The 20,742-nt window shown below is 71.3% G+C and carries 19 protein-coding genes and 2 pseudogenes; 13 read left to right on the forward strand and 8 right to left on the reverse strand.

All coding sequences use genetic code 11. The annotated features are described in order from the left end of the window. Positions 1-410 precede the first annotated feature (410 nt). The 5 genes and pseudogenes from ACIP84_RS04665 to ACIP84_RS04685 all read right to left on the reverse strand — a co-directional run bounded on the left by ACIP84_RS04665 (position 411) and on the right by ACIP84_RS04685 (position 2,574). A complete protein-coding gene (locus tag ACIP84_RS04665) occupies positions 411-575 on the reverse strand; it encodes a hypothetical protein (protein ID WP_401794441.1) in 165 nt (54 codons plus the stop codon). Between the two features lie 149 nt (positions 576-724). Continuing rightward, positions 725-877: a hypothetical protein gene (locus tag ACIP84_RS04670; RefSeq protein WP_401795734.1), complete on the reverse strand. Its 153-nt coding sequence runs from the start codon at positions 875-877 to the stop codon at positions 725-727. A gap of 134 nt (positions 878-1,011) precedes the next feature. Beyond that, positions 1,012-1,182, reverse strand: a pseudogene (locus ACIP84_RS04675) (hypothetical protein); the annotation flags it as partial. Between the two features lie 5 nt (positions 1,183-1,187). Continuing rightward, positions 1,188-1,901, reverse strand: coding sequence for a cytochrome b/b6 domain-containing protein (locus ACIP84_RS04680; protein ID WP_401794444.1), 714 nt, complete (start codon positions 1,899-1,901; stop codon positions 1,188-1,190). Further along, positions 1,855-2,574 carry a molybdopterin-dependent oxidoreductase gene (locus tag ACIP84_RS04685; RefSeq protein ID WP_401794446.1) on the reverse strand — a complete coding sequence of 240 codons (720 nt, stop codon included), beginning with the start codon at positions 2,572-2,574 and terminating at the stop codon, positions 1,855-1,857. The genes ACIP84_RS04680 and ACIP84_RS04685 overlap by 47 nt, the downstream gene beginning before the upstream one ends. A gap of 586 nt (positions 2,575-3,160) precedes the next feature. Between ACIP84_RS04685 and ACIP84_RS04690 the strand changes: the two genes are divergently transcribed. Both ACIP84_RS04690 and ACIP84_RS04695 read left to right on the forward strand, forming a co-directional pair. Beyond that, entirely contained in the window at positions 3,161-3,379 is a 219-nt protein-coding gene (locus ACIP84_RS04690; RefSeq protein ID WP_355967633.1) for a hypothetical protein, read from the forward strand. Between the two features lie 279 nt (positions 3,380-3,658). Next, entirely contained in the window at positions 3,659-4,213 is a 555-nt protein-coding gene (locus tag ACIP84_RS04695) for a hypothetical protein (RefSeq protein ID WP_401794449.1), read from the forward strand. 149 nt (positions 4,214-4,362) lie between these two features. Here ACIP84_RS04695 and ACIP84_RS04700 read toward each other — a convergent pair whose 3' ends face one another. Continuing rightward, positions 4,363-4,563, reverse strand: a complete 201-nt coding sequence (locus ACIP84_RS04700; RefSeq protein ID WP_401794452.1) for a hypothetical protein — start codon at positions 4,561-4,563, stop codon at positions 4,363-4,365. A 77-nt stretch (positions 4,564-4,640) separates the two neighbouring features. Further along, complete coding sequence (locus ACIP84_RS04705; RefSeq protein WP_355967625.1) at positions 4,641-5,066, reverse strand: Ohr family peroxiredoxin; 426 nt, start codon at positions 5,064-5,066, stop codon at positions 4,641-4,643. A gap of 616 nt (positions 5,067-5,682) precedes the next feature. On the opposite strand from ACIP84_RS04705, the gene ACIP84_RS04710 reads away from it, so the two are divergent. The 7 genes and pseudogenes from ACIP84_RS04710 (at position 5,683) to ACIP84_RS04740 (ending at position 12,576) form a co-directional block, all read left to right on the forward strand. After that, on the forward strand, positions 5,683-5,874 hold the full coding sequence (locus ACIP84_RS04710) for a hypothetical protein (protein WP_355967622.1): 192 nt from the start codon (positions 5,683-5,685) through the stop codon (positions 5,872-5,874). An 895-nt stretch (positions 5,875-6,769) separates the two neighbouring features. Continuing rightward, the gene (locus ACIP84_RS04715; RefSeq protein ID WP_401794456.1) at positions 6,770-9,514 is read left to right on the forward strand and encodes an AAA family ATPase; all 2,745 of its coding nucleotides are present in this window, start codon (positions 6,770-6,772) and stop codon (positions 9,512-9,514) included. Between the two features lie 476 nt (positions 9,515-9,990). After that, positions 9,991-10,425: pseudogene (locus tag ACIP84_RS04720) on the forward strand (DNA starvation/stationary phase protection protein); the annotation flags it as partial. Between the two features lie 172 nt (positions 10,426-10,597). Further along, a complete protein-coding gene (locus ACIP84_RS04725) occupies positions 10,598-11,026 on the forward strand; it encodes a hypothetical protein (protein ID WP_401794459.1) in 429 nt (142 codons plus the stop codon). 679 nt (positions 11,027-11,705) lie between these two features. Further along, positions 11,706-11,909, forward strand: coding sequence for a hypothetical protein (locus ACIP84_RS04730; RefSeq protein ID WP_401794462.1), 204 nt, complete (start codon positions 11,706-11,708; stop codon positions 11,907-11,909). Next, positions 11,866-12,165: a hypothetical protein gene (locus ACIP84_RS04735; RefSeq protein ID WP_401794464.1), complete on the forward strand. Its 300-nt coding sequence runs from the start codon at positions 11,866-11,868 to the stop codon at positions 12,163-12,165. The genes ACIP84_RS04730 and ACIP84_RS04735 overlap by 44 nt, the downstream gene beginning before the upstream one ends. A 129-nt stretch (positions 12,166-12,294) precedes the next feature. Beyond that, positions 12,295-12,576, forward strand: a complete 282-nt coding sequence (locus ACIP84_RS04740; protein ID WP_401795668.1) for an SsgA family sporulation/cell division regulator — start codon at positions 12,295-12,297, stop codon at positions 12,574-12,576. A 219-nt stretch (positions 12,577-12,795) separates the two neighbouring features. Here the strand turns inward: ACIP84_RS04740 and ACIP84_RS04745 are convergent, their stop codons facing one another. After that, complete coding sequence (locus ACIP84_RS04745) at positions 12,796-14,415, reverse strand: tannase/feruloyl esterase family alpha/beta hydrolase (RefSeq protein WP_401794467.1); 1,620 nt, start codon at positions 14,413-14,415, stop codon at positions 12,796-12,798. Between the two features lie 768 nt (positions 14,416-15,183). Between ACIP84_RS04745 and ACIP84_RS04750 the strand changes: the two genes are divergently transcribed. The 4 genes from ACIP84_RS04750 (at position 15,184) to ACIP84_RS04765 (ending at position 20,430) form a co-directional block, all read left to right on the forward strand. Then, on the forward strand, positions 15,184-16,818 hold the full coding sequence (locus tag ACIP84_RS04750; protein ID WP_401794469.1) for an ABC-F family ATP-binding cassette domain-containing protein: 1,635 nt from the start codon (positions 15,184-15,186) through the stop codon (positions 16,816-16,818). Between the two features lie 78 nt (positions 16,819-16,896). Further along, on the forward strand, positions 16,897-18,555 hold the full coding sequence (locus ACIP84_RS04755) for an ABC-F family ATP-binding cassette domain-containing protein (RefSeq protein ID WP_401794472.1): 1,659 nt from the start codon (positions 16,897-16,899) through the stop codon (positions 18,553-18,555). Between the two features lie 115 nt (positions 18,556-18,670). Beyond that, on the forward strand, positions 18,671-19,231 hold the full coding sequence (locus tag ACIP84_RS04760) for a CGNR zinc finger domain-containing protein (protein ID WP_355968536.1): 561 nt from the start codon (positions 18,671-18,673) through the stop codon (positions 19,229-19,231). Positions 19,232-19,872: 641 nt separating this feature from the next. Then, positions 19,873-20,430: a hypothetical protein gene (locus tag ACIP84_RS04765; protein ID WP_401794475.1), complete on the forward strand. Its 558-nt coding sequence runs from the start codon at positions 19,873-19,875 to the stop codon at positions 20,428-20,430. Positions 20,431-20,742 lie beyond the last annotated feature (312 nt).

A 20,742-nucleotide genomic window follows, 5' to 3' on the forward strand; every position in this document is an offset into this window, starting at 1 on the left:
CACCGCAGGGGCACGTGACACACGCGTGCCCCTGCGGCGCGTCCGCCCCCCTGTCCGGCCCTTCCTGGCTGCCCCTACATTCTCAAGTGACCTTCCATGTGCCATCCCGATCAGTGCTGCCCGTACCAAGGCGACAGGGGAAAGCTGAGTCCGGCCTTTCACCGCGGACGCTCCCACGCGGTACGCCCGGTCGCGCGAACTCGGACCATCCATCCGGCACGGTTCCACCTCGGGCCGGAGGACTGGCTGGTCGTCGGCCACGAACTGGCCCCGGAGGCACTGACCCACCCCTCGCTGCTCAAGGACTGCACTCCGGCCGCCGAAGCCCTCGTCGCCGTCCGCGACGATCAGGACGGACGGCTGCACGAGGAGGAGTCGGTGGGTGCCGGAGTGATGCTGTTCGTCACCGGTCACGAGAGCACCCTGAACCTGGTGGGCCATGCCGTGCCGACGCCGCTGCGCCGCCCGACCAGCTCGCCGTGCTCGGCGATCGCCCTGCGCGTCCTGCTCTCCCGCCTGCCCGAGCTGGAACTCGCCGTGCCGGTGGACGCGCTGGACTGGATCGGCTCCGTCATCATCCGCGGTGTGCGGTCCCTTCCGGTGAACTACCGCGTGGGACCCGCGTCGGAAGCGGCCTGGCTTTCCCACGGTACGCGGTCATCGCGCCGCACCGTCGGAGCGTGCGGGCCGAGGACCACGCACCCGGCCAGGCGTACGGGGACGGTCACTCGGGAAGGTCCGTCCCCAGCCACACGGTCTTGCCCCGGCCGGTCGGGAAGGTGTGCCACGTGCCGGCGAGGGCCTCGACCAGATACAGACCTCGATCGTGCTCGGCCCGCGCGCGGCCCTGCTCCGTGAACGAGTGGGTGGTCGGCACCGGCGGATCGATCCCGCCAGGTGGTCCAGGTCGCCGCCCGGCGACGGACGGCCGACGGCGGGACGCGACCGAACGTCGTCGTTGCCGGGTTCGTGCAGCCCGTCCGCGTACAACACGAGCACGGTGCCCGGCTCAATCGGGTGTTCCTGAGACGGGTAGGCGCCGGGCGCGTCCCGTCCGAGCGGCGCGTTGGCGGGCGCCGACAGTGGCCGGACGGTCTCATCGGACAGGCCGGCGAGCGGCACCGCGTGCCCTGCCAGTGCCACCTCGTCTCTTCCCGTCCGTGTGTCCCGGCCGTCCGGCATCGCGATCACGTCGTACCAGTCCCCGCCCGCCCCGTTCGCGGACTGCGTGGACCGGTAGCCGGCCCGTCGCCTTCCTCCCGCAGCCAGTGGGAGTGGTACCGCTCGGCCCAGGACCGGCTGACGTACCCAGTACGCATCCCGAGCCGCGACTCCGGATCCTCAAGGGCCTTGCGGATGTGCCCGATGACGACGAAGGTGATCAGCCAGGCCATCAGGTCGTGGACGAAGATCGCGCTGGTGCGCGAGACGAAGGGCAGCAGCCCCATGAACCACATCAGCAGACCGGTGAACATCATCACCAGAACCGCGCCGGCGATCCAGCCCGCGTAGAGCTTCTGCCCCGCGTTGAACTTGCCGGCCGGCCGAGCCTCCGGCGAGGTCCTGCGCCCGCGTGCGGCCGCCAGCCACTGCCGGTCGTACGGGGCGGAACGGTTGAGCCTGCGCAGATCCGCGCGGAAGTCCGCCGACAACAGACCGAGCAGGAAGGGCGCCGGCAGCAGGATGCCCGACCATTCGTGCAGCGTGGCTATCAGGTGCCGGCGTCCGACGAGTTGGGCGATCGGGCCGAGATAGAGGCATGCGGCGGTGGCCAGGCACACCAGCATCAGGTAGCCGGTGGCGCGGTGAACCATCCGTTCGGCGGTGCTGAAGCGGCGAACCCAGCCCGAGGGGTCAGGCCGCACTGCGGTCGGCGCCGTCGAGCCAGCCGTCGATCGCATATCCACGCTCCTCCCAGAATCCGGGAACGACCTCGTCCGTGACCGAGATGCCGGACAGCCACTTGGCCGACTTGTAGAAGTACATGGGCGCCACGTAGAGGCGGACAGGGCCGCCGTGTTCGTGGGTGAGGGGCTTGTCCTGCATGTTCAGTGCCACCAGAACGTCGGAGCGGCGCGCCTGCTCCAGGGTGAGACTCTCGGTGTAGGCACCGTCGAAGCACGTGAAGTGCACCGCGGCTCCCGACGAGCGCACCCCGGAGGCGTCGAGGATGTCCGCCAGCTTCACGCCCCCGAAGGGCGTGTCGTCCACACGCCATCCGTCCGTGCACAGCACGTCGGCGACGACCCGGGTCTGGGGCATCGCGCGCAGGTCGGCGAGCGTGTAGGTCTTCGGCTTCTCCACGAGGCCGCCGACCGTGAGGGCGTAGTCGGTCTCGTTCTTGCGCGGTACCGATCCGACGACGCTGTAGTAGCGGAAGCCGCCCGGATCAGGCAGCAGACCGGTCAGTCCGGTCGAATCGGCCTGGGAGGCGGTGGCGAGGAACTTCTCCCAGCCGCGCTGCAGCGGAGACGCGAGGGCCAGTGAGGCGGCTCCCGCTCCCAGCATGCCCAACATCGCCCGCCGCCCCATCGGCGCGCCGCCCCCGGCTTCCGGTTTCGATTTCCGTGCCATGGTCCGTGTGCTCCTCACGTGGTGCTGAATCCCCGGCGATCAGTGGGCGCGCGAGGTCGTCGACACATGTGTGCGTGCTCCAGAGCCCGCTGAATCACCAGTTTAACCGGTGACGGTCGTGACATGCGCCCCAGGGGCCGTCAACGGCGCCTAGATCGCGTGTCTGAAGCGAATGAGCCAGTTAATGGGGCGGCGGCGGTGCGCGAGGTCTTGCAGACTGCCACTTCCCGAGGGACCCAGAGTCACCCGCCAGAGGGGTGACTTCGCACGAGATGCTCGCGGCTCCGACTTGGCTCGACCCCTGGCGCCTGGGGTCCAGAGTCGTGGACATGGTCGCGCCCGGCACGAGGAGTGCGTTTGCCGCTCAGCGGACAGGACACGCGAGCGCGCCAGCGGTCCGCGCAGCCGCCATGCGACCACGAGGACGTCGTGCACCGCCTCAACGCTGCCGGAATCGGCGAGCGATGGGGGTCTCTACTCCGAGGAACATATTCCACCCCCGCTCACCCACCTGACAGCATCAGCCGAAGTCACCGCAGCACCGCTGGGAGAGGCCCGTGGTCCCACGTACGGGTTCAGCACGACCATGACGAAGGTTCTGCGCGACGGAGACATCGTCCGCGTCGCGGGCGATGCCCCCTCGGTAGCGGACAGCGGTACCAGCTGGCTGATAGGGAAGGACGGCGACAGTTGCACGCTCGTCAACGGTTCGCGGGTCCTGTTGTCGTTGGCCGTGCTGGAGGAGGTGGACGCCGAGGTCCCGTGCACCACGCCCCGTGAAGGAGGCGACGGCCACAGTCCGTGACCGCGCCTCGACCCACACCTGCCGAACGAGCGGAGCGGCGGGAAGGGGGCGGTAGACCACACACTTGCCCGCCGCCTCAGGGCGGTACGACGTGTCGGCGGGTGTCCACCCCCTGCAGGCAGGAACGGTCTTGGCCCTGCGTGTACGCAGGAGCGTCGGCGCTTACCGTGAGAGGGAGCACGATCCGTCGCGACCTCGCGCGTCGACACCTATCTGCGCAGGGTGCTCCAGGCCTGGGTAGCATGCGGAGCTACGTTCGTATCGAGGGAGTGAAGCCTTGTGACCGTCCAGTCAACCGCCACCCGGCTGGTGGACCAAGCCGCGTCGGACCTGGAGGCGAACCGCCAGCTGCAGCAGAAGCTGACGGATCGGATCACGGTGCTGCAGCAGGAGGAGGCCCTCCTGACGGACATCCTGAACCTCGCCCGGCAGTACGAAGGCTTTGCTGACCCGTCCCGGCTGCCCGAGCAGCTGCAGGACGAGCCCGGCACCGCCACCACGAAGGCGAAGCGAGTCTCCGCGGGTGCCGCCGCCCGTCGTTCGGCCCCGGCCAGGACCCCTGCGGGAGGTCACACGCGCAAGGCCAGCACGAAGACGAAGGCCCGACAGCCGCTGCTCGGTGACCTCCTGGTGGAACTGCTCGGAGCTGACGAAGAACCCCGCCTCGCCAAGGAGTTGCGGGACGAGCTCCTCGCACAGCATCCGGACCGCAACCCGACCCCGCAGGTGGTACGGAACACGCTCGAGGCTCTGGTCGCGAAGGGGCGCATCCAGCGTCACAGGCAGCAGCGATCCGTCATGTACACGCTCGTCCGCCCGGACTCCGCGCACTGAGGTCACGGGGCGGAGTTCGCGGTCGGACCCCGGCTCGCCGCAGATGGCCGAAGGTGTCGAGCCTCCACGCCTCTCCGCAGCCGTAGCGCGTCCGCTCCCGACCATGTCCCCGAGGCACGGACGTCCTCGGTTCGGCCGTCACCCGTCGGTCACAGGAAGCCGGAGGAGGACGGGCCGTAGCCGGCGAAGGTCGCGCTCCGCGCCCAGTTCCACACCTGCGTGTCCGTGGGCCATGCCCGCCCGGCGAGACCTTCCGCGGCCGGGGAGGTGCGCTCGTCGAGGGCCTCGAAGGCGCGCCTGATGCCTGGACGGCCGTACCCGCCGGAAGGTGTGCGCGTTCCGGAGTCCATGACCTGTCCTTGCTCTTTGGTGGGGAGGGACGCGGGTCCCGCGTGGGGGCGCGCGGGACCCGCGGTCTGTGGGGCCGTCAGGCGGCGTCGGCCACGATGACGACGGGGACGTTGTCGCGCGTGGCCCTGGAGTACGGGCAGATCTGGTGGGCCGCCTGCGCGAGCTGCTCGGCGGTGGCCTGGTCGACACCGCCGAGGACGGGACGCAGGACGGCGGACAGGGAGAACTGGTCGTCGTCGCCGTGCGTGAGGGTGATCTCGGCCGTGATGGTGGTGCTGGTCAGCCGGATCTTGCGCAGGGACGCGGCGCGCCGCAGCGCACCGAGGAAGCAGGCGGCCCAACCCGCGGCCAGGAGCTGCTCGGGGTTGGTCGCGGCGCCGGAGCCGCCCAGCTCCTTCGGGAGAGCGAGACTCGTCTCCAGCAAGCCGTCGGAAGAGCGGACACGACCGCCGTTGCGGCCCTCTCCGTCGACATCGACAACGGCGGTGTAGGTGACTGCCATGACTGTTGCTCCCCATCTGTGCGGACTCTTGAGAACGCCTTCTTTCCGGACTCTGAGAGTCACCGGTTGAGGCGGTGACGCAATCATGGCAGTCGCGATCGTCACCAGTCAAGATGGTGACTCGCGCCCGAATGTGATCCGCCCGGCGACCCGACCAAGAGGCCTGATCGCCTCACACATACATGCTCGATTCAGCGTGATGCATGTGTGTGATTGTGCGCTCTGCGCTCGTCCCGCATCAGGGGCCCTTCGGTCCCTGATCGGTGGGAATCCCCAGGTCAGATGGGAGAGTTGACCTGACAGAGGGAGCGACGAGGACAGGGCGCGGCTCCGGCAGCCGGCACGGCCGGCCGTCGCCGGGATCGTTCCCTTCGCTGCTTTCACCAGCTTCGCGAACCGGTCGATTCGCTGGCCCGTGAACGTCTCCACCCACGACGACTCAGCCCTCAGCACCCCACCCAGAGAGGGGAATGCCCACACGCGGGCGGATCACCTGGTTGCCACACCTCTCTACCGTCACCACCTTGACAGGTGACGAACGGAGATGCAGGCTGATACCGGTCGTCCGAGCACGACCACAGGACGCGATCCACGACCGACGAAGTGGAGCATGGCCATGAACGACACCCCTGCCAGTGACCCCGACGCGATCACCCGCCTCGCCCGCTTCGGCACGCTGCCGGAGCGTATCCGTCCCGAGGACATGACCCTCGAGACCGAGGTCGACCCAGCCGGCGCGAACGGTGGCTACAACCCCGAGAGCGCGTGGAAGTTCTACTCGTGCGTGGCCCTCGACCTGGGCCTGTAATGGCTCGGACCACCACGGAGCGAGCTGTCGTCGGCCACCGAGCACGGAAGTGCGACCGGTATGACGACCACACGGGAAACGGCGCCTCCAGCCCTGGTCCGCGGCGAACTGAGGCCAGCCGACCACGGCTGACTGTTGGCGCCCTCCACGGCGGTCGAGCCGATGGGCTCGGGGCGGACGCGGGGGTGCGGTTCCTGCGGCGCACCCGGCAGCACTCCACCGACCGGCGAGGCCTTTCACGCCCTCGGTGCGGTGGGCCCCCTTCCGGGAACTGGTGGGGTCGCGACGCCCGTCCTTCGGACGGCGCCCGCCTCCGCGCGCGGCGGACGCCAACGATACGTGTGCGGTGCGAATCGGCCGGGTCCGGTCACATGTGAACTCCAGGGGCCCAAACTCCGCGGGTGTGGTCCGGGACTCTCCCAAGGTTCGATTTCCAGCCGTGACCTCTGCTCGACCGGCAACGGACGAGACAACCCGAAGCGGTCCACGTCCTGAGCTCTCGCTGACCGCCCGGCGGACGAGCGGAACACCCGCCAATCCCAGGCGACGGCGCGGGGCAGCGCCGACACGTGTGCCCCAGGCCCGTCATCACACTCGGCGACCGCCCTGTGAGCTGGGACGACGCGGGTGCGCGCCGATGATCGCGCGCTCCTACAATGGCCCGGCACCGACGGAGGGACGCAGATGGCACGCTTCGCGAGGACGCGGAGGACCGGTCCGGCGCGACGCGGCCCCGCCACGGTGCCGCCCGGCGTGGCGCCGGGAAGCGCGCCACGCGGAGCCGTACGCGATGCCGCCGCGACCCTCGGAGGCGGCCTGGAGGAGGTGGTCCCCGGTGCGCTTCGTCGTTGATTCCTCGAGGGACTCGGCGCGCCCGGGGTCCACCGCCTCCCTGGTGGGACGCGAACGGGACCTGGACCGCATCCGTGCACTACTGGACTGGCCGACGGGCGGCACCCTGCTGCTGTCCGGGGAGCCCGGCGTCGGCAAGTCCGCGGTGCTGGACGTCCTGGCGGGGGCTGCCGCCCGGGACGGTGCCCGGGTCCTGCGCGCGGCCGGCGCCGAGTTCGAGGCCGACGTCGCCTACTCGGCCTTGAACCAGGTCCTCCTCCCACTGCACGGCATCCTCGACCGACTCGCCGCTCCGAGACGGGAGGCCCTGGGTTTCGCCCTGGGTTTCGGCGCCGGGCCGGCGCCCGAGCGCCTGGTGGTCTGCAACGCCGCGCTCGCCCTGCTGCGGTCGGCGGCCGAGGACGGACCCGTTCTGCTCGTGGTGGACGACCTTCCGTGGGTGGACCGGGCCAGCGCCTCCGTGTTCGGTTTCCTCGCGCGGCGGCTGTCCGGCATCCCCGTCCGGTTCCTCGCCGCCTCGCGCACCGGTGTCGACAGCTTCTTCGACGGCAACGGACTGCCGTCCTACGACCTGCCCGCCCTGGACCGTGAGGCCGCCGCCCGTCTCGTGGACCTCTGCTTCCCGGACCTCGCGCAACCGGTTCGCCGACGGCTCCTGGAGGACGCGCAGGGCAATCCGCTGGCGCTGCTGGAGCTCCCCGAGGCCCTGCGTGCGGACCAGCGCCGGGCCCGGGAGGTCCTTCCGGCCGTGCTGCCGCTGGGCGAACGTCTGCGGTCGCTGTTCGCCACCCGGGTCCGCTCCCTGCCCGCCGCGACCCGCACCCTGCTACTGCTCGCCACCCTGGACGACACGGGCGACCTCGGCGTCCTGTCCGCCGCCGCGTCGGCCGCGGACCGGGACGCCGACCTGGGCGATCTGGACGCGGCCGAGGTGGACGGGCTCGTACGGGTGGAGGACTCGCCGCGCCGGCTGGTGTTCCGCCACCCGCTGATCAAGTCGGCCGTCGTCGGGGAGGCCACCAGCAGCGCCCGGCGCGCGGCACATAGCGCCCTGGCGGCGGTGCTGGCCGACAAGCCGGAGCGGCGGGCCTGGCACTTGGGGGAGGCCACGCTCCAGCCCGACGAGGAGGTCGCCCTCCTGCTGGAGCGGACGGCGCGGTGCATCCAGGACCGCGGGGACGCCGTGGCCGCGATCGCCGCGCTGACCCGGGCCGCGGACCTCAGCCCGCGGGACTCCGACCGCGCGCGACGGCTGGCGGAGGCCGCGTACGTGGGCGCCGAGGCCATCGGCGCGCTGAGCAGCGCGTCGGCGCTGCTGGAGGACGCCTGGCGGGCCGACCCCCGGCACGGCGCCTCGCTGCGGTCCGCGACCGCGGCGGTGCAACTCGTGCTGAACAGCGAGGGTGACCTGGCGACCGCGCACCGACTGCTGGTCGGCGCCATCGAGGACGGCGACCACGGCTTCGACGCCGAGGACCCTGCGCTGATCGACGCGCTGCACTTCCTGCTGCTGCTGTGCAACTACGGGGCCCGCGAGGAGCTGTGGGTGCCCTACTACGCCGCCGTCGCCAAGCTGCGGCCCGCGCCCCCGCCGCTGCTACTGGTGGCCGCCCGTACCTGGGGCGACCCGTCGCACGCCGACGCGGCGACCCTGCGGGAGCTGGACGAGATCGTCGCCGACGCGGCGAACGAGACCGACCCGGCCCGGATCGTCCGGGTGGGGACGGCCGCGCTGTACCCGGACCGGTTGGCGGGGGTGCGCGAGGTTGCCTGGCGGCTGGTACGGCAGGGCCGGGACGGCGGCGCGGTGCGCCGGCACATCGGCGCCCTGCTGCACCTGTGCCTGGAGGACTACCACCGGGGGAACTGGGACTCGGTCCTGAAGCTGTCCGTGGAGGGTCTGACGCAGTGCGCGGAGTCCGGGTACACCGTGTGCACCTGGTTCTTCCAGTACACCAAGGGCCTGGTAGCGGCGTCGCGCGGGGACACCGGGACGGCGCACGCGCTCGCCGAGGCGATGATCAGCTGGGCGGCCCCCCGCGGTATCCGCGAGTCCGTCCACTGCGCCCAGCACGTACACGCCCTCGCGGACATCGCCGACGGCGACTTCGACGCGGCGTTCGGCCGGGTGACCGCCATCAGCCCGGCCGGCGAATTCCCCCCGTACGTCGCGCACGCGTCGTGGGTGTTCTTCGAGCTGGTGGAGGCGGCGGTGCGCACTGACCGGCGGGAGGCGGCGGTCGCACACGTGCGCGCCCTGCGCGAGGACACCGGCATCGCCGGGCTCTCGCCCCGGCTGAGTCTGCTGGCGGATGCCGCCGAGGCGCTCGTGACGAAGGACGACGCCGAGGCGGCCCGCCTGTTCACCGGAACTCTGGCCGTCGCCGACGCGGAGCGGTGGCCGTTCACGGTGGCCCGCGTGCGTCTCGCCCAGGGGGAGCGGCTGCGCCGGGCCCGGGCGCTGTCCGACTGCAAGGCGCCGCTGACGGCCGCGCTGAAGGCCTTCGAGCAGCTCGGCTCAACCACCTGGGCGGTGCGCGCGCGTAAGGAACTGCGCGCGGCCGGCCGGGTCGTGCCGAACGGTGAGGTCGGGACGGGGGCCGGACTCACCGCCCAGGAACGCGAGATCGCGGAGCTGGCCGCCACCGGTCTGACGAACAAGCAGATCGCGGAGCGGCTGTTCATCTCGCACCGGACCGTCGGCGCGCATCTGTACCAGATCTATCCCAAGCTCGGCATCGCGTCCCGGGTGGCGCTGCGGGACGCCCTGCGGCGGCTGGACGCCTGAGGCGAGGGGCGCCGTGGCCTCGCCGTGTGGACTCGGGAGGTACGACGACGGAACGGCGGGTGTTTTCGTGGGCGGCCCCGCTCCCTCTGACCGGGGTGAGCGGGGCCGCCCGGGAGAAGCCAGCCGACGGCCGGGGGGCGCGTGACCGCCGGGGCCGCCTGCCGGGACCGGTTCCCCATCCCTCACGACGTGAGCGGACAACCGGACCCTTACCTCGGCCGAGCCGGTCAGTGACGACGGGAGGTGCTTACCACCCGGGTAACGGACGATGCCCCCGCCCGGGTTCACGGGAAGGATCGTTCTTCCCGGCGTCTCAGGCCGCAGCCGGGGCCGCGGCCGCTTCGCCGGGAGTGGTCTCCCGGTCGGCGAGCGTCCAGACGCCCAGGTCGTCGCGGCGGACCTCGCGCGCCTCTACGGTGGTGGCGCTCTCGACGTCGAGTCCGCCGCGAAGGACGCGCTCGGCGGGCGTACGGGCCCTGCTGAGGCCGCACTCTCAGGCGGCTTCGGCGGCGACCCCGGTCGACCTGCTCGACCTCTCCCTGGTCGCGAAGCAGGCGCACTGGAACCTGTACGGCCCCCGGTTCCGCTCCCTCCACCTCCGGCGCGACGAGGTCGTCATCACCGCGCGCGCCTTCGCCGACACCGTGGCGGAGCGCGCCGCCGCGCTCGCGGTCGGCCCCGACGGGCGTGCCGCCACCATGGCCGGGACCAGCGGTGTGCCGCCGCTCCCGTCGGGCCGGACGAAGGACGGTGACACGGTCGAGGCGGTGGTGCGCACGTTCGCCGCGGTCATCGAACGGGGGCGGGCGCGCGTCGAGGAGACCGGTCCGGTGGACGCCGTGACGCAGGACCTGTTGCTCGGTCTGACAGCCGAACTGGAGAAGCACAGCTGGATGTTCCAGGCGAGAACCGGATCTGAGCTCCGTGGGCGGGCGGTCACTTTCGCACGTGGCCCGCGCGGGGCGGCCGCCTCGGCATGGTGTAGCACATGCACAGCCTACGTAACCACCTTGACAGGTGACGATGAAACGCGGGAACCTGTCGTCACCGGTCAGAGCGGTTACTCGATAGTGAGGAAGTCCCATGGCAGTCGTGCGGTTCCATCTCGTCTCCCAGCTCAGCCCGCAGGACGTGCTGGGGGTGCTGACCGATTTCGGTCCCTCCCGAGCTGACGCCTGGCCCACCATCGACGCGGAGCACTACCAGGTCCACGAGCTGGGCGACGCCTGGGCGGAGGTCACCGAGGGCACCGCCGCCGCCTGGGAGCGCGCGCGGTACGAGTGGACGCCGGGTGGCGACACGGTCACCATCACCACCCTGGACTCCAAGCTCTTCGGCGCGGGTGGCGGCTGGGTCTTCAGGATGACCCCCGAGGACGGCGGCACCCGGGTCGACGTCGAGCTGACACGGCAGCCCAGCACGATCAAGGGCAAGATGCTCGCCTCGCTGCTGCCGCTGGCGGCGCCTTCGTCCCTGCGTAAGTCGTTCGCGGTGCCCCTGCGGGGCAAGTGAACCGAGCCGGCGGTTCCGTCCGGCGGCCTTCGGCCCGATCCCGGGGGCGTGAGCGCCCAGCTCACACCTTCACACACCCAGACGTGTCCGCGCACTTCTGATCCGACACCGATCTTCGCCTGCTCGCGCTTCGACACGTCTGATCTCCGGCGACGCACCTGACGGCGTGTCATCGAGTGGGCGTCCGTGTCCGGTTCTGGCTCATGCCCCGCGGACGGAACCGACGTGAACGACTTACACCCCGGCCGCAGACGTCTGCTGAAGGTGTTCGGCCCGGGCGCCGCCGCGCCGACCGCGGCCGTCGTCCAGGCCGATCCGGTACTCGCCGCGATGCTCGGACACGACGGGAGGAGCAGCGTCTCCCCCACCTCGCACGCGACTCCGGCGGGCCTGGCGAAGGCCACCGCCGCCAAGCGGACGGCGCTCGGCTGGATCACGACCGACGAGGGTGCGATCACCGGACCGAGCGACGAGGTGTGGCAGTGCGCGGAGCCGTCGCCGCGCGAGTGGAAGTCGTCCCTCGCCCACGCCAGGCTGCTGCAGGAGCACGGCTCAAGGGTTCAGCGGGGCCCGGCCGGCTTCCCGACCGCGTTCCGTCGCCACGTACGACACGGACGGCCCCGTCATCGGCTTCAACACCGAGTACGACGCCCTCCCCGGCCTGTGGCAGAAGAAGGGCGTGGCCACGCACGATCCCCTCGTGGACCACTCCGACGCCTACGGACCCACCTACGGCATCGGCCACGGAGACGCCCACGACTGTCTCGGGGCGGGCGGCATCGCAGTCGCCCAAACGATCCGCGCGGACGGGCTCAAGGCGCGGGTCAAGGTGTTCGGCAGTGCGGGCGAGGAACAGCTGGCATCGGCAAGGCCTACACGGTGAAGGTGGCGCCACCGCGACGCCGGGCACCGACATCGGCCACCAGGCCCCGCTGCCCGCCGCGCGCTGCCTGGCAGCGGGCGCGATCGACCTGATCGAGCAGCCGGACCTGCTGGACAGGATGCAGCAGGAGTGCAAGGACCGCACCGAGGGCATCGGCGTGGACCTCGGTGTCCCCAGACGCACCCAGACCCCGCTGTACGAGCCCCTGCCTCGTTCCCGGCCGCGACCGGGCAGGACCGGCCGCCGGCGGGCGTAACCTGGCCGGTACCGCCGACGGTGGCCGACGAGCAACTCGCCACCACCGGCCCCGGCCTCGCCCCGGCGACCTGACGGACCGGCGCCCCACCCACTCCCCCGCCGACGGCGGCACGTCCCCCGTCCACCGCTGGCGGGGGTTTTCCCGTCGCGGTGCGGGCAGGGCGTCACGCCGATGAGCGGGACCGGCGACGTACGGATGTGGCCGACGCTGGACCGCGAGCGCCCCTCGTCGTGGCTGCTGCTGGGGTCCGAGGAAGTGGAGGCGCTGTTCGAGGTGCCCACCGAACCGCTGACGGAGTGGCTGGACACCACCTACCGGACGGTCACGGCTCAGGCGGAGATGGACGGGCTGAACTGCGACGGCTTCCTGGCGGAACTGCTCGACGCACCGGGGGCACCGCCCGCCTGACCGGCCCGACGCCGCAGGGGCATGCGAGGTACGCATGCCCCTGCGGCGTTCGCGGACGTGTCCGGCGCCGGCCGGTGGAGGAACCTCCACCAGAGCCGGCCGCGCCGGCACCGCTCGGACCGGTCCCTTCGCAGCGCTCCGCCCCGCCGGCTACATCCAGCGGGGCGGACTCGGCTCCAGGGGCCGGCCCTTCTCGATTCAGCGGGTCAGGCCGCCAGTTCAGTACTGGGACGGGGAGACGCAGCGGAAGCTGGTCGCCTCGTCGAGGTCGCCGTAGCCCTTGTAGTGGGACACCTGGGGGTAGCGGCACAGGTTGCGCTCGACCTGCTTGCCGTCGGCGTTCACCAGCGTGGCAGGCAGCGTCCTGGGCGCCTTGCCCTGCTCGACCCAGGTGGTGAGGGCGGCGAGGCCGTCGGTGGAGCCGTCCTGGCCGTTCAGGCCGCAGTGGTTGGTGCCGGGGGCGAGGAACAGGCGGTAGAAGTCGTCGACGTTCTCGGTGCCGCCCATCATCCGCTCGACCTGCTTGCGGTACTTCACGGTGCCCTGGGTGGGGATGAACTCGTCGGCGCTGCCGTGCCAGGTCAGCAGCTTGCCGCCGGAGTCGCGGAAGGCGGACAGGTCGGCGTCGTCCGTGCCGATGATCTCGTCGTACTCAGCCTGGGACTGCTTGAACAGTTCGCTGAACTGGCCGTAGGTGATGGTCGAGATGTCGAAGGACGGGTTCTTCTTCACCCAGTGGGTGAGCCAGTAGGCGGGCACCGGGAAGGGCGCGCCCTTGACGGTGGCGTCGGTGTCGGCGACGGTGCCGGCCAGGCCCTTCAGGTCCGCGCCGACCGGGACGCCGGGCCACAGCTTCTTGCCGGTCGTGGTGCGCGGGCCGTCCCAGATCTTGCGGACGACGGCCGCGTCGGCGGCGGAGATGGTCAGCTCCCTGCCCTCGCACACGACCTTCGTCCCGATCAGCCGGCGCGGGTCGAAGTCGCAACGGGAGGCGTCGTTGACCAGCCCGTCCCGGGCCCCGTCGAGCCTGTCGCACGCCTTGACGGCGGCGTTGGTGAAGGCGTCCAGCTCACAGCCGGTCGGGTAGGTCTTCTCGTTGTTCATGACGACCTGCGGCCACAGAGTGGCGACCTCGTACTCGTCCCAGCTGATGGCCGGCGCGTCGGCGAGGATGCCGTCGTAGTCGTCCGGGTATCGCTGCGCCTCCATATAGCCCTGACGGCCGCCGGTGGAGCAGCCGGTGAAGTAGGCGTACGAGGCGCGCTTGCCGAAGACCGCGGCGACGACGTCCTTGCCGACGACGGCCGCCTCGTGCTGCGACCGGGAGGCGAAGTTCTCCAGCGGGGCCTTGTTGGTCCTGCCATCGCCGTCCAGCGCCCAGCTCACGTCGAGTACGTCGCCGACACCGGCGTCTGTCGTGGTGACGGCGTAGCCGTTCTTCACCGCGGCGCCGAGCCCTACGCCGTTGTCCCCGGCGAGGTAGGCGCTGCCGCCGATCGCCTGGAAACGCCCGTTCCAGCCCTGCTCGGGCAGCCAGGTCCTGATCCTGGCGTGATCGCCGTCGCCCGGGTGGGTGAGAGTGACGGTCACCTCGCAGAAGGCCGGCACACCGCTGACCTCGCCGCCGAGGAGGCCGGAGCCCTTGATGGTGCCGCCGGCCTGGCGGACCGCCGTCACGGACTCCACCTCGGTACCGGCCGGGCTCTTCACCTGCACGGTCTGGCAGTTGAGGGGGGTCGAGGCGGCGGAGGTCTCAGTCTCCGCCGACGCGGTCGGAAGATACACGGCCGCGGCAAGCGGCACACCGGCCGCGACAGCGATCAGAAGTCGTCGTCTCATGAAGTCCGTCCAGAGGTAGGAGTGCACGCGGTCGTGCCGCGACACGTGTGTACGAAAGGGGGGAGGCGGCGGGCAGCCGGCGCTCAGAACTCTCGGTGCGCCGAAGACCGATCCGGACCCTATCACCGGTTAGACCGGTGACGAAAGAGGCGAGTGAACTCATCCGGCCCCGCCCGCCACGGCGACAGGCAACCCCAGACTGACGCCTCGCCGGGCGGTGGAGAACCGTCAAATGACGGTCGGTTCCCCGCACACTCCGAACCCATTGCGAGGGAGAACCGCTACCTCATGCGCCGGATTCAGCACCTGCCCACGGAAGGTTCGCCGCAGGCCGTACGGCCCGACCTGCCGCCTTCGCAGCCCCGGGTCGGCCACAGCCTCGGGGCGACGCCCCCGCACGGGACGCGCGGCCTGCACGACATTCGACACCAGTTCAACAGGTGACGTTGCTGACACGTATCCCTTCAACCCACAATGCCCCTCGACAACCCTCACCGCTGATACACACTTTCGCGACCCCGACACGACCTACCGGACATACGCCATCTGGTCCAGTCGAGCTGATACGGTGAAAGAGAGACAGGTTGTCGACCGAGGAGTCACAGACGTGGTGGGTGAAGACGACATCTCCGGGTGAGATCCGGATCTGACGGCCACCGGCCGGCGCTCGAAAGCGCTGCCGCAGTGGTCCGTTTCGTCGTACCCCCTTTCCACCGTCTCTCCGGGGCAGAGGTCCAAGCTCTGCCCTCAGCGCCTCCGAGGTCTTTCATGTCCGACGCCGCCATCGTCTGTTCGAATCTCTCCTTCGTCTGGCCCGACGACACCCCGGTCTTCCACGACCTGTCCTTCAGCGTGCCCCCCGGCCGCACCGGCCTGGTCGCGCCCAACGGCTCCGGCAAGTCCACCCTGCTCAAGCTGATCGCCGGTGAACTCAAGCCCGCCACCGGATCCGTGCGCGTCAGCGGCGTTCTCGGTCACCTCCCGCAGAGCCTCCCCCTGACCGGGAACCTCACGGTCGCCGAGGTCCTCGGCATCGCCGAGGTGATCCGCGCCCTGGACGCCGTCGAGTCCGGCGACGTCGACGAGAAGCACTTCACCACCATCGGCGACGACTGGGACATCGAGGAGCGCACCCGCGCCCAGCTCGACCGCCTGGGCCTGGCCGACCTCACCCTGGACCGCAGTCTGAGCACGCTCAGCGGCGGCCAGGTCGTCTCCCTCGGCCTCGCCGCCCAGCTTCTCAAGCGCCCCGACGTCCTCCTCCTCGACGAACCCACCAACAACCTCGACACACAGGCCCGCCATCATCTCTACGACGTCCTGTCGGACTTCAACGGCTGCCTGCTCCTCGTCAGCCACGACCGCGCACTGCTCGACCGGATGGAACGCATCGCCGAACTCGGCAGCGACGAACTGCGCTCGTACGGTGGCAACTTCACCGCATACGAAGAGGCCGTCCGCGCCGAACAGGAAGTCGCCGAGAAGAACGTCCGCAACGCCGAACAGGAACTCAAGCGCGAGAAGCGCGAGGCCCAGCAGGCCCGTGAGCGCGCCGACCGCAGGGCCGGCAACGCCGCGAAGAACCTGAAGAACGCCGGCCTGCCGCGCATCTTCGCCGGGAACATGAAGCGGGGCGCGCAGGAGAGCGCGGGCAGGTCCGGCACGATGCACGCCGCCCGGGTCAGCGAGGCGAAGGCCCGCCTGGACGAGGCCGGGCACGCGCTGCGTGAGGAGGTTCGCCTCACCCTGGAACTGCCCGACACCCACGTGCCCGCCGGCCGCAACCTGTTCACCGGCGAGCAGATGCAGGTCCGGCTCGGCGACGCGGACGTGTTCGCCGCGGGCGGCGTCGACCTGGCCGTCCGCGGCCCGGAGCGCATCGCGCTGACCGGTCCCAACGGCGCCGGGAAGAGCACCCTCATGCGGCTGATCACCGGTGACCTCGCCGCAAGCGGCGGAGAGGTCAAGCGGAACGACGGCCGCGTCGCCTATCTGTCCCAGCGCCTCGACCTGCTGGACCTGAACCTCACCGTCGCGGAGAACTTCGCCAAGTTCGCCCCCGAGCGGCCCGAGGCGGAGCGCATGAACCTCCTCGCCCGCTTCCTCTTCCGGGGGCCCCGCGCTCACCTCTCGGTCGGGACCCTCTCCGGCGGCGAGCTGCTGCGCGCCACCCTGGCCTGCGTGCTGTGCGCCGCACCGGCCCCGCACCTCCTGCTGCTCGACGAGCCCACGAACAACCTCGACCTCGTCAGCGCGAGCCAGCTGGAGAGCGCCCTCAACTCCTACCAGGGCGCCTTCATCGTCATCAGCCACGACGAGCGGTTCCTCGCCGAGATCGGCATCGACCGCTGGCTGCGACTGGCCGACGGGGTGCTGAAGGAGACGGGAGCCCCCGTGGCGTGAGCCGCCGGCGTGTGACCTGGCCCGCGCCCGAGGCTCCGCGCCCGGCGGGCCGACCACCGATCGCCCGGACGGACTCCCATGCACCGAACTGCCCTGCTCGCCCACGACCTCGTCCTCAACCTGGCCGGACGACGCGTCCTCGACGGCGTCTCCCTGACGTCCTCCCCCGGTCACCGGATCGGCCTGATCGGGGAGAACGGCGTCGGCAAGTCCACCCTCCTGCGGGTACTCGCCGGCGTGGAGAAACCCGACGCAGGGAGCGTCACCCGCCCCGCGGACCTCGGCTTCCTCCACCAGGAGATGCCGTTCGACGCCGCCTCGACCATCGCCGCCGTGCTCGACGAGGCGCTCCGCGAGGCCCGCGAGGACCTCGCGGAGCTGGACCGGCTCGGCGAGGAACTCGCCCGGGTCCCCGAGGACGACCCCGGCCACCGGGAACTCCTCGACAGCTACGGCAGGCGGCTGGAGCAGGCCCAGGACCGGGAGTCCTGGGACGCCGACCGTCGCGCCGCCCTGGTACTGGACGGTCTCGGTCTCGGCGCGGTGGCGCACGACCGCCCCCTCGGGTCGCTCTCCGGCGGGCAGCGCGGCCGGCTGGCCCTGGCCGCGCTGCTCGTCCGGCGCCCCTCCGCCCTGCTCCTCGACGAACCGACCAACCACCTCGACGACGGGGCCGCCGCGTTCCTGGAGGAGCAGATCCGCTCCCTGCCCGGCACCGTGGTGGTCGCCGGCCACGACCGGGCGTTCCTCGACGCCGTCTGCACCGACCTGATCGACCTCGACCCGGCGGTGGACGGCCCGGTCCGCTACGGCGGGAACTACAGCGCCTACCTTTCCGAGAAGCGCGCCGAACGGGAGCGCTGGGAACGGCATTACGCCGAGGAGCAGGAGGAACTGGAGGAGCTGCGCCGGTCGGCGGGCGTGACCGCGCACCGGGTCGCCCCGGACCGCGGGCGCGTCGACAACGAGAAGATGGGCTACGGCCACCGGGCGGGCCGGGTGCAGAATCAGATCTCCCGCCGGGTGCGCAACGCCACCCGGCGGCTGGAGGAGCTGGAGCGGGCTCAGATGCCCGAGCCGCCTCCCCCTCTGCGGTTCGCCGGCGGCGACCTGGCGGCCGGCGCGGAGGAGGGCCCGCAGCCGCTGGTGGCCCTGCGCGGCGTCCGGGTCCCGGGCCGGCTGGCACTGGACCGCCTGGAGGTGGCGGCGACCGACCGATTGCTGGTCACGGGCGACAACGGGGCGGGCAAGTCGACGCTGCTCGGCGTGCTCGCCGGTCTTCTCCCGGCCGAGGGCGAGGTGGGCAGGCGGCGCGGTCTGACGGTGGGGCTGCTCACCCAGGACACCGTGTTCGACCGTCCCGAACATACCGTTCGCGACACCTACGAGCTGTCGGTGGGTGCGGCGAGGGCCGAGCGGGTGCCGCTCGGTTCGCTCGGACTGCTCCCCGAGGCGGACCTGGGCAGGCCGGTCGGGCACCTGTCGGTGGGGCAGCGCCGTCGGCTGGCACTGGCCTTGCTCGTGGCGCGCCCGCCCCAGCTGCTGCTGCTCGACGAGCCGACCAATCACCTCTCACCCCGCCTGTGCGACGAACTGGAGGAGGCGCTGGGCACCGGTCCGGGCGCGATCGTGGTGGCCAGCCACGACCGGTGGCTTCGCCGCGGCTGGCGGGGCCGCGAGATCCGGCTGGAGCCGGTCCGCGGCCTCCGGGCGGAGGTGGCCCCGGCCCGGTCCTGACGCGTGGGCACCGCGGCAGGCACGGGTGGTATCGGCCCGCCCCCGACCGGCGGCATCGTCCGTCGGGGGCGGTGGTCCCTTGCATTCCGAGAGAGTCACCTGTCAAGATGGTGACGTGAATCTTGACCATGCCTTCGTCTGTGGAAACCCGGCGCTCGACTTCGCGGCCACCCTCCGGGCCCGGCGATCGACCCGGTTCGAGATGTTCGTGACCCCGGAGCGGTTGAACGCCTGGTACCTGGAGTCCGGACTCGTGGACGCGATCACCCCCGGTGACGAGAAGGACGTCCGGGAGGCGATCACGGTACGCGAGGCCCTCTACCGGCTGATCACCGACCGCCGCCTCGGTGAGGACTTCGACCGCGAGGCACTCGCGCTGCTCAACGGAGCCGCGCGAAAGATCCCCGTGACGCCGCAGCTCACCATGACGGGCAGGCACGCCGAGGCCACGCCCGAGCAGGCCCTGGCGACCGTCGCCCGACAGGCCGTCGAGCTGCTCAGCGGCCCGGACGTGCCCCTGCTGAAGGAGTGCGGCAACCCCGAGTGCACCCGCGTCTACATCGACCGGTCCCGCGGCATGCGGCGCCAGTGGTGCGGCATGGAGTCCTGCGGCAACAAGCACAAGGCCGCGGCCTACCGCGCCCGCAAGAAGACCACGTCCGGCGTGAGCGCGTGACGAGGGCCTGACCCCGGGTGCGGCGTCCCGCGCCCGTATCCGGGTCAGGACGCCTCAAAGCCGTGTGCCGCTATACAGGACCCTCTGGGGGACGGCTGGCTTCGTACCGGCCCGACCGGGGCATTTCTGGCACACGGACACGAGCAGGGTCCCCGGCCTTCGTCATCGTCGCGCCCCGGACCCTCCAGAGGAACGACTCGCCCGTGGAACTGACGCTCCCACAGCTGTCGATCGCGGGGGGGCGCCGACGAGGGGCGCGTCACCGTCGTCCCGTCCACGGTGCCGTCGTACCACGAGCCCATCGCCGTAGACACATGAACGGCCGTCCCGGCCGCCCTGTGGCGCGTCGCGCATGTGAGAAGTTGACACACACGTTCCACGTGGTGGCGCCGGATCCGCTCGGCGACCGTTTCGCGTCCGGGGCTTCCTGGGAGTCGGCGGGTACCTGACCTGACAGGACGGGTCGCCCACCTCGCACAGACGAACACATGCAGCCATCAGCCACGTGCGCGGGCGCATCGGCGCTTATGGTGAAAGGTGAACATGTCCGGCGTACCGTCCGGCGTCGACACCTATCTGCACCAAGGGCTCACCGTGAGTACCGTGCGCAGCGACATCTATACCGAGGGAGTGAAACGGTTGTGACAGACGAGTCGACCGGCACGCTCCGGTCGCGGCTGGTGGACCAAGCCGCGTCGGACCTGGAGGAGAACCGCCACCGGCAGCAGGAGCTGGCGAAGCGCATCGCGGTGCTGCGGCAGGAGGAGGCCCTTCTGACGGGGATTCTGGACCTCGCCCGGCGGTACGAGGGCTTCGCGGACCCGTCCCGGCTGCCCGAGCAGTTGCAGGACGAGTCCGACCTCCCGAAGGCGAAGCAAGCCTCCGCCGGTGCGGCCACGCGTCGCCCTGGATCGGCGCGGAAGGCGTCGGCGGGTGCCTCGGCGAGGGCGGGCGCGAAGGGGAAGTCGCGTCGGCCCCTGCTCGGTGACCTCCTGCTGGAGTTGCTCGACGGGCACGACGGCCCTCAGCCTGCGAAGGAGTTGCGGGACGAGCTGCTGGCGAAGTACCCGGACCGCGATCCGACCCCGCAGGTGGTACGCAACACCCTGGAGTCGCTGGTCGCCAAGGGCCGCGTCCAGCGTCACAAGGAGCAGCGCTCCGTGATGTACACCGTGGTCGGCGGCCACTCAAAGAGCTGACGCCGCCCCCTCCTTCCTCCGCCACGGCACATGTGGTCACGGTGCTCCCATGCCGTACGCGGCGGGGTCAGCGGTAAGGCACGTGACGGGTCCGGCGCCGCAGGCGTCGATCAGCCGGGCCATATGTTGTCGAACGCATCGCTCTCGACGCTCCGGCGCAGCCGTACGGCCTCCCGTTCCGTCACCGCCTCGCCCACGGCCGCCAGCACCGTGGCGACGGCGGCGTCCCCGTCCGGGCCGTCCCCGGGAGGAGAGTGCCTGGTCGAGCAGGCGGTCGCCGGGGCCGTTCGGCGGCAGGTCGGCTGCCTCTGC

The sequence above is a fragment of the Streptomyces sp. NPDC088707 genome (assembly GCF_044752725.1).
Taxonomy (GTDB): domain Bacteria; phylum Actinomycetota; class Actinomycetes; order Streptomycetales; family Streptomycetaceae; genus Streptomyces.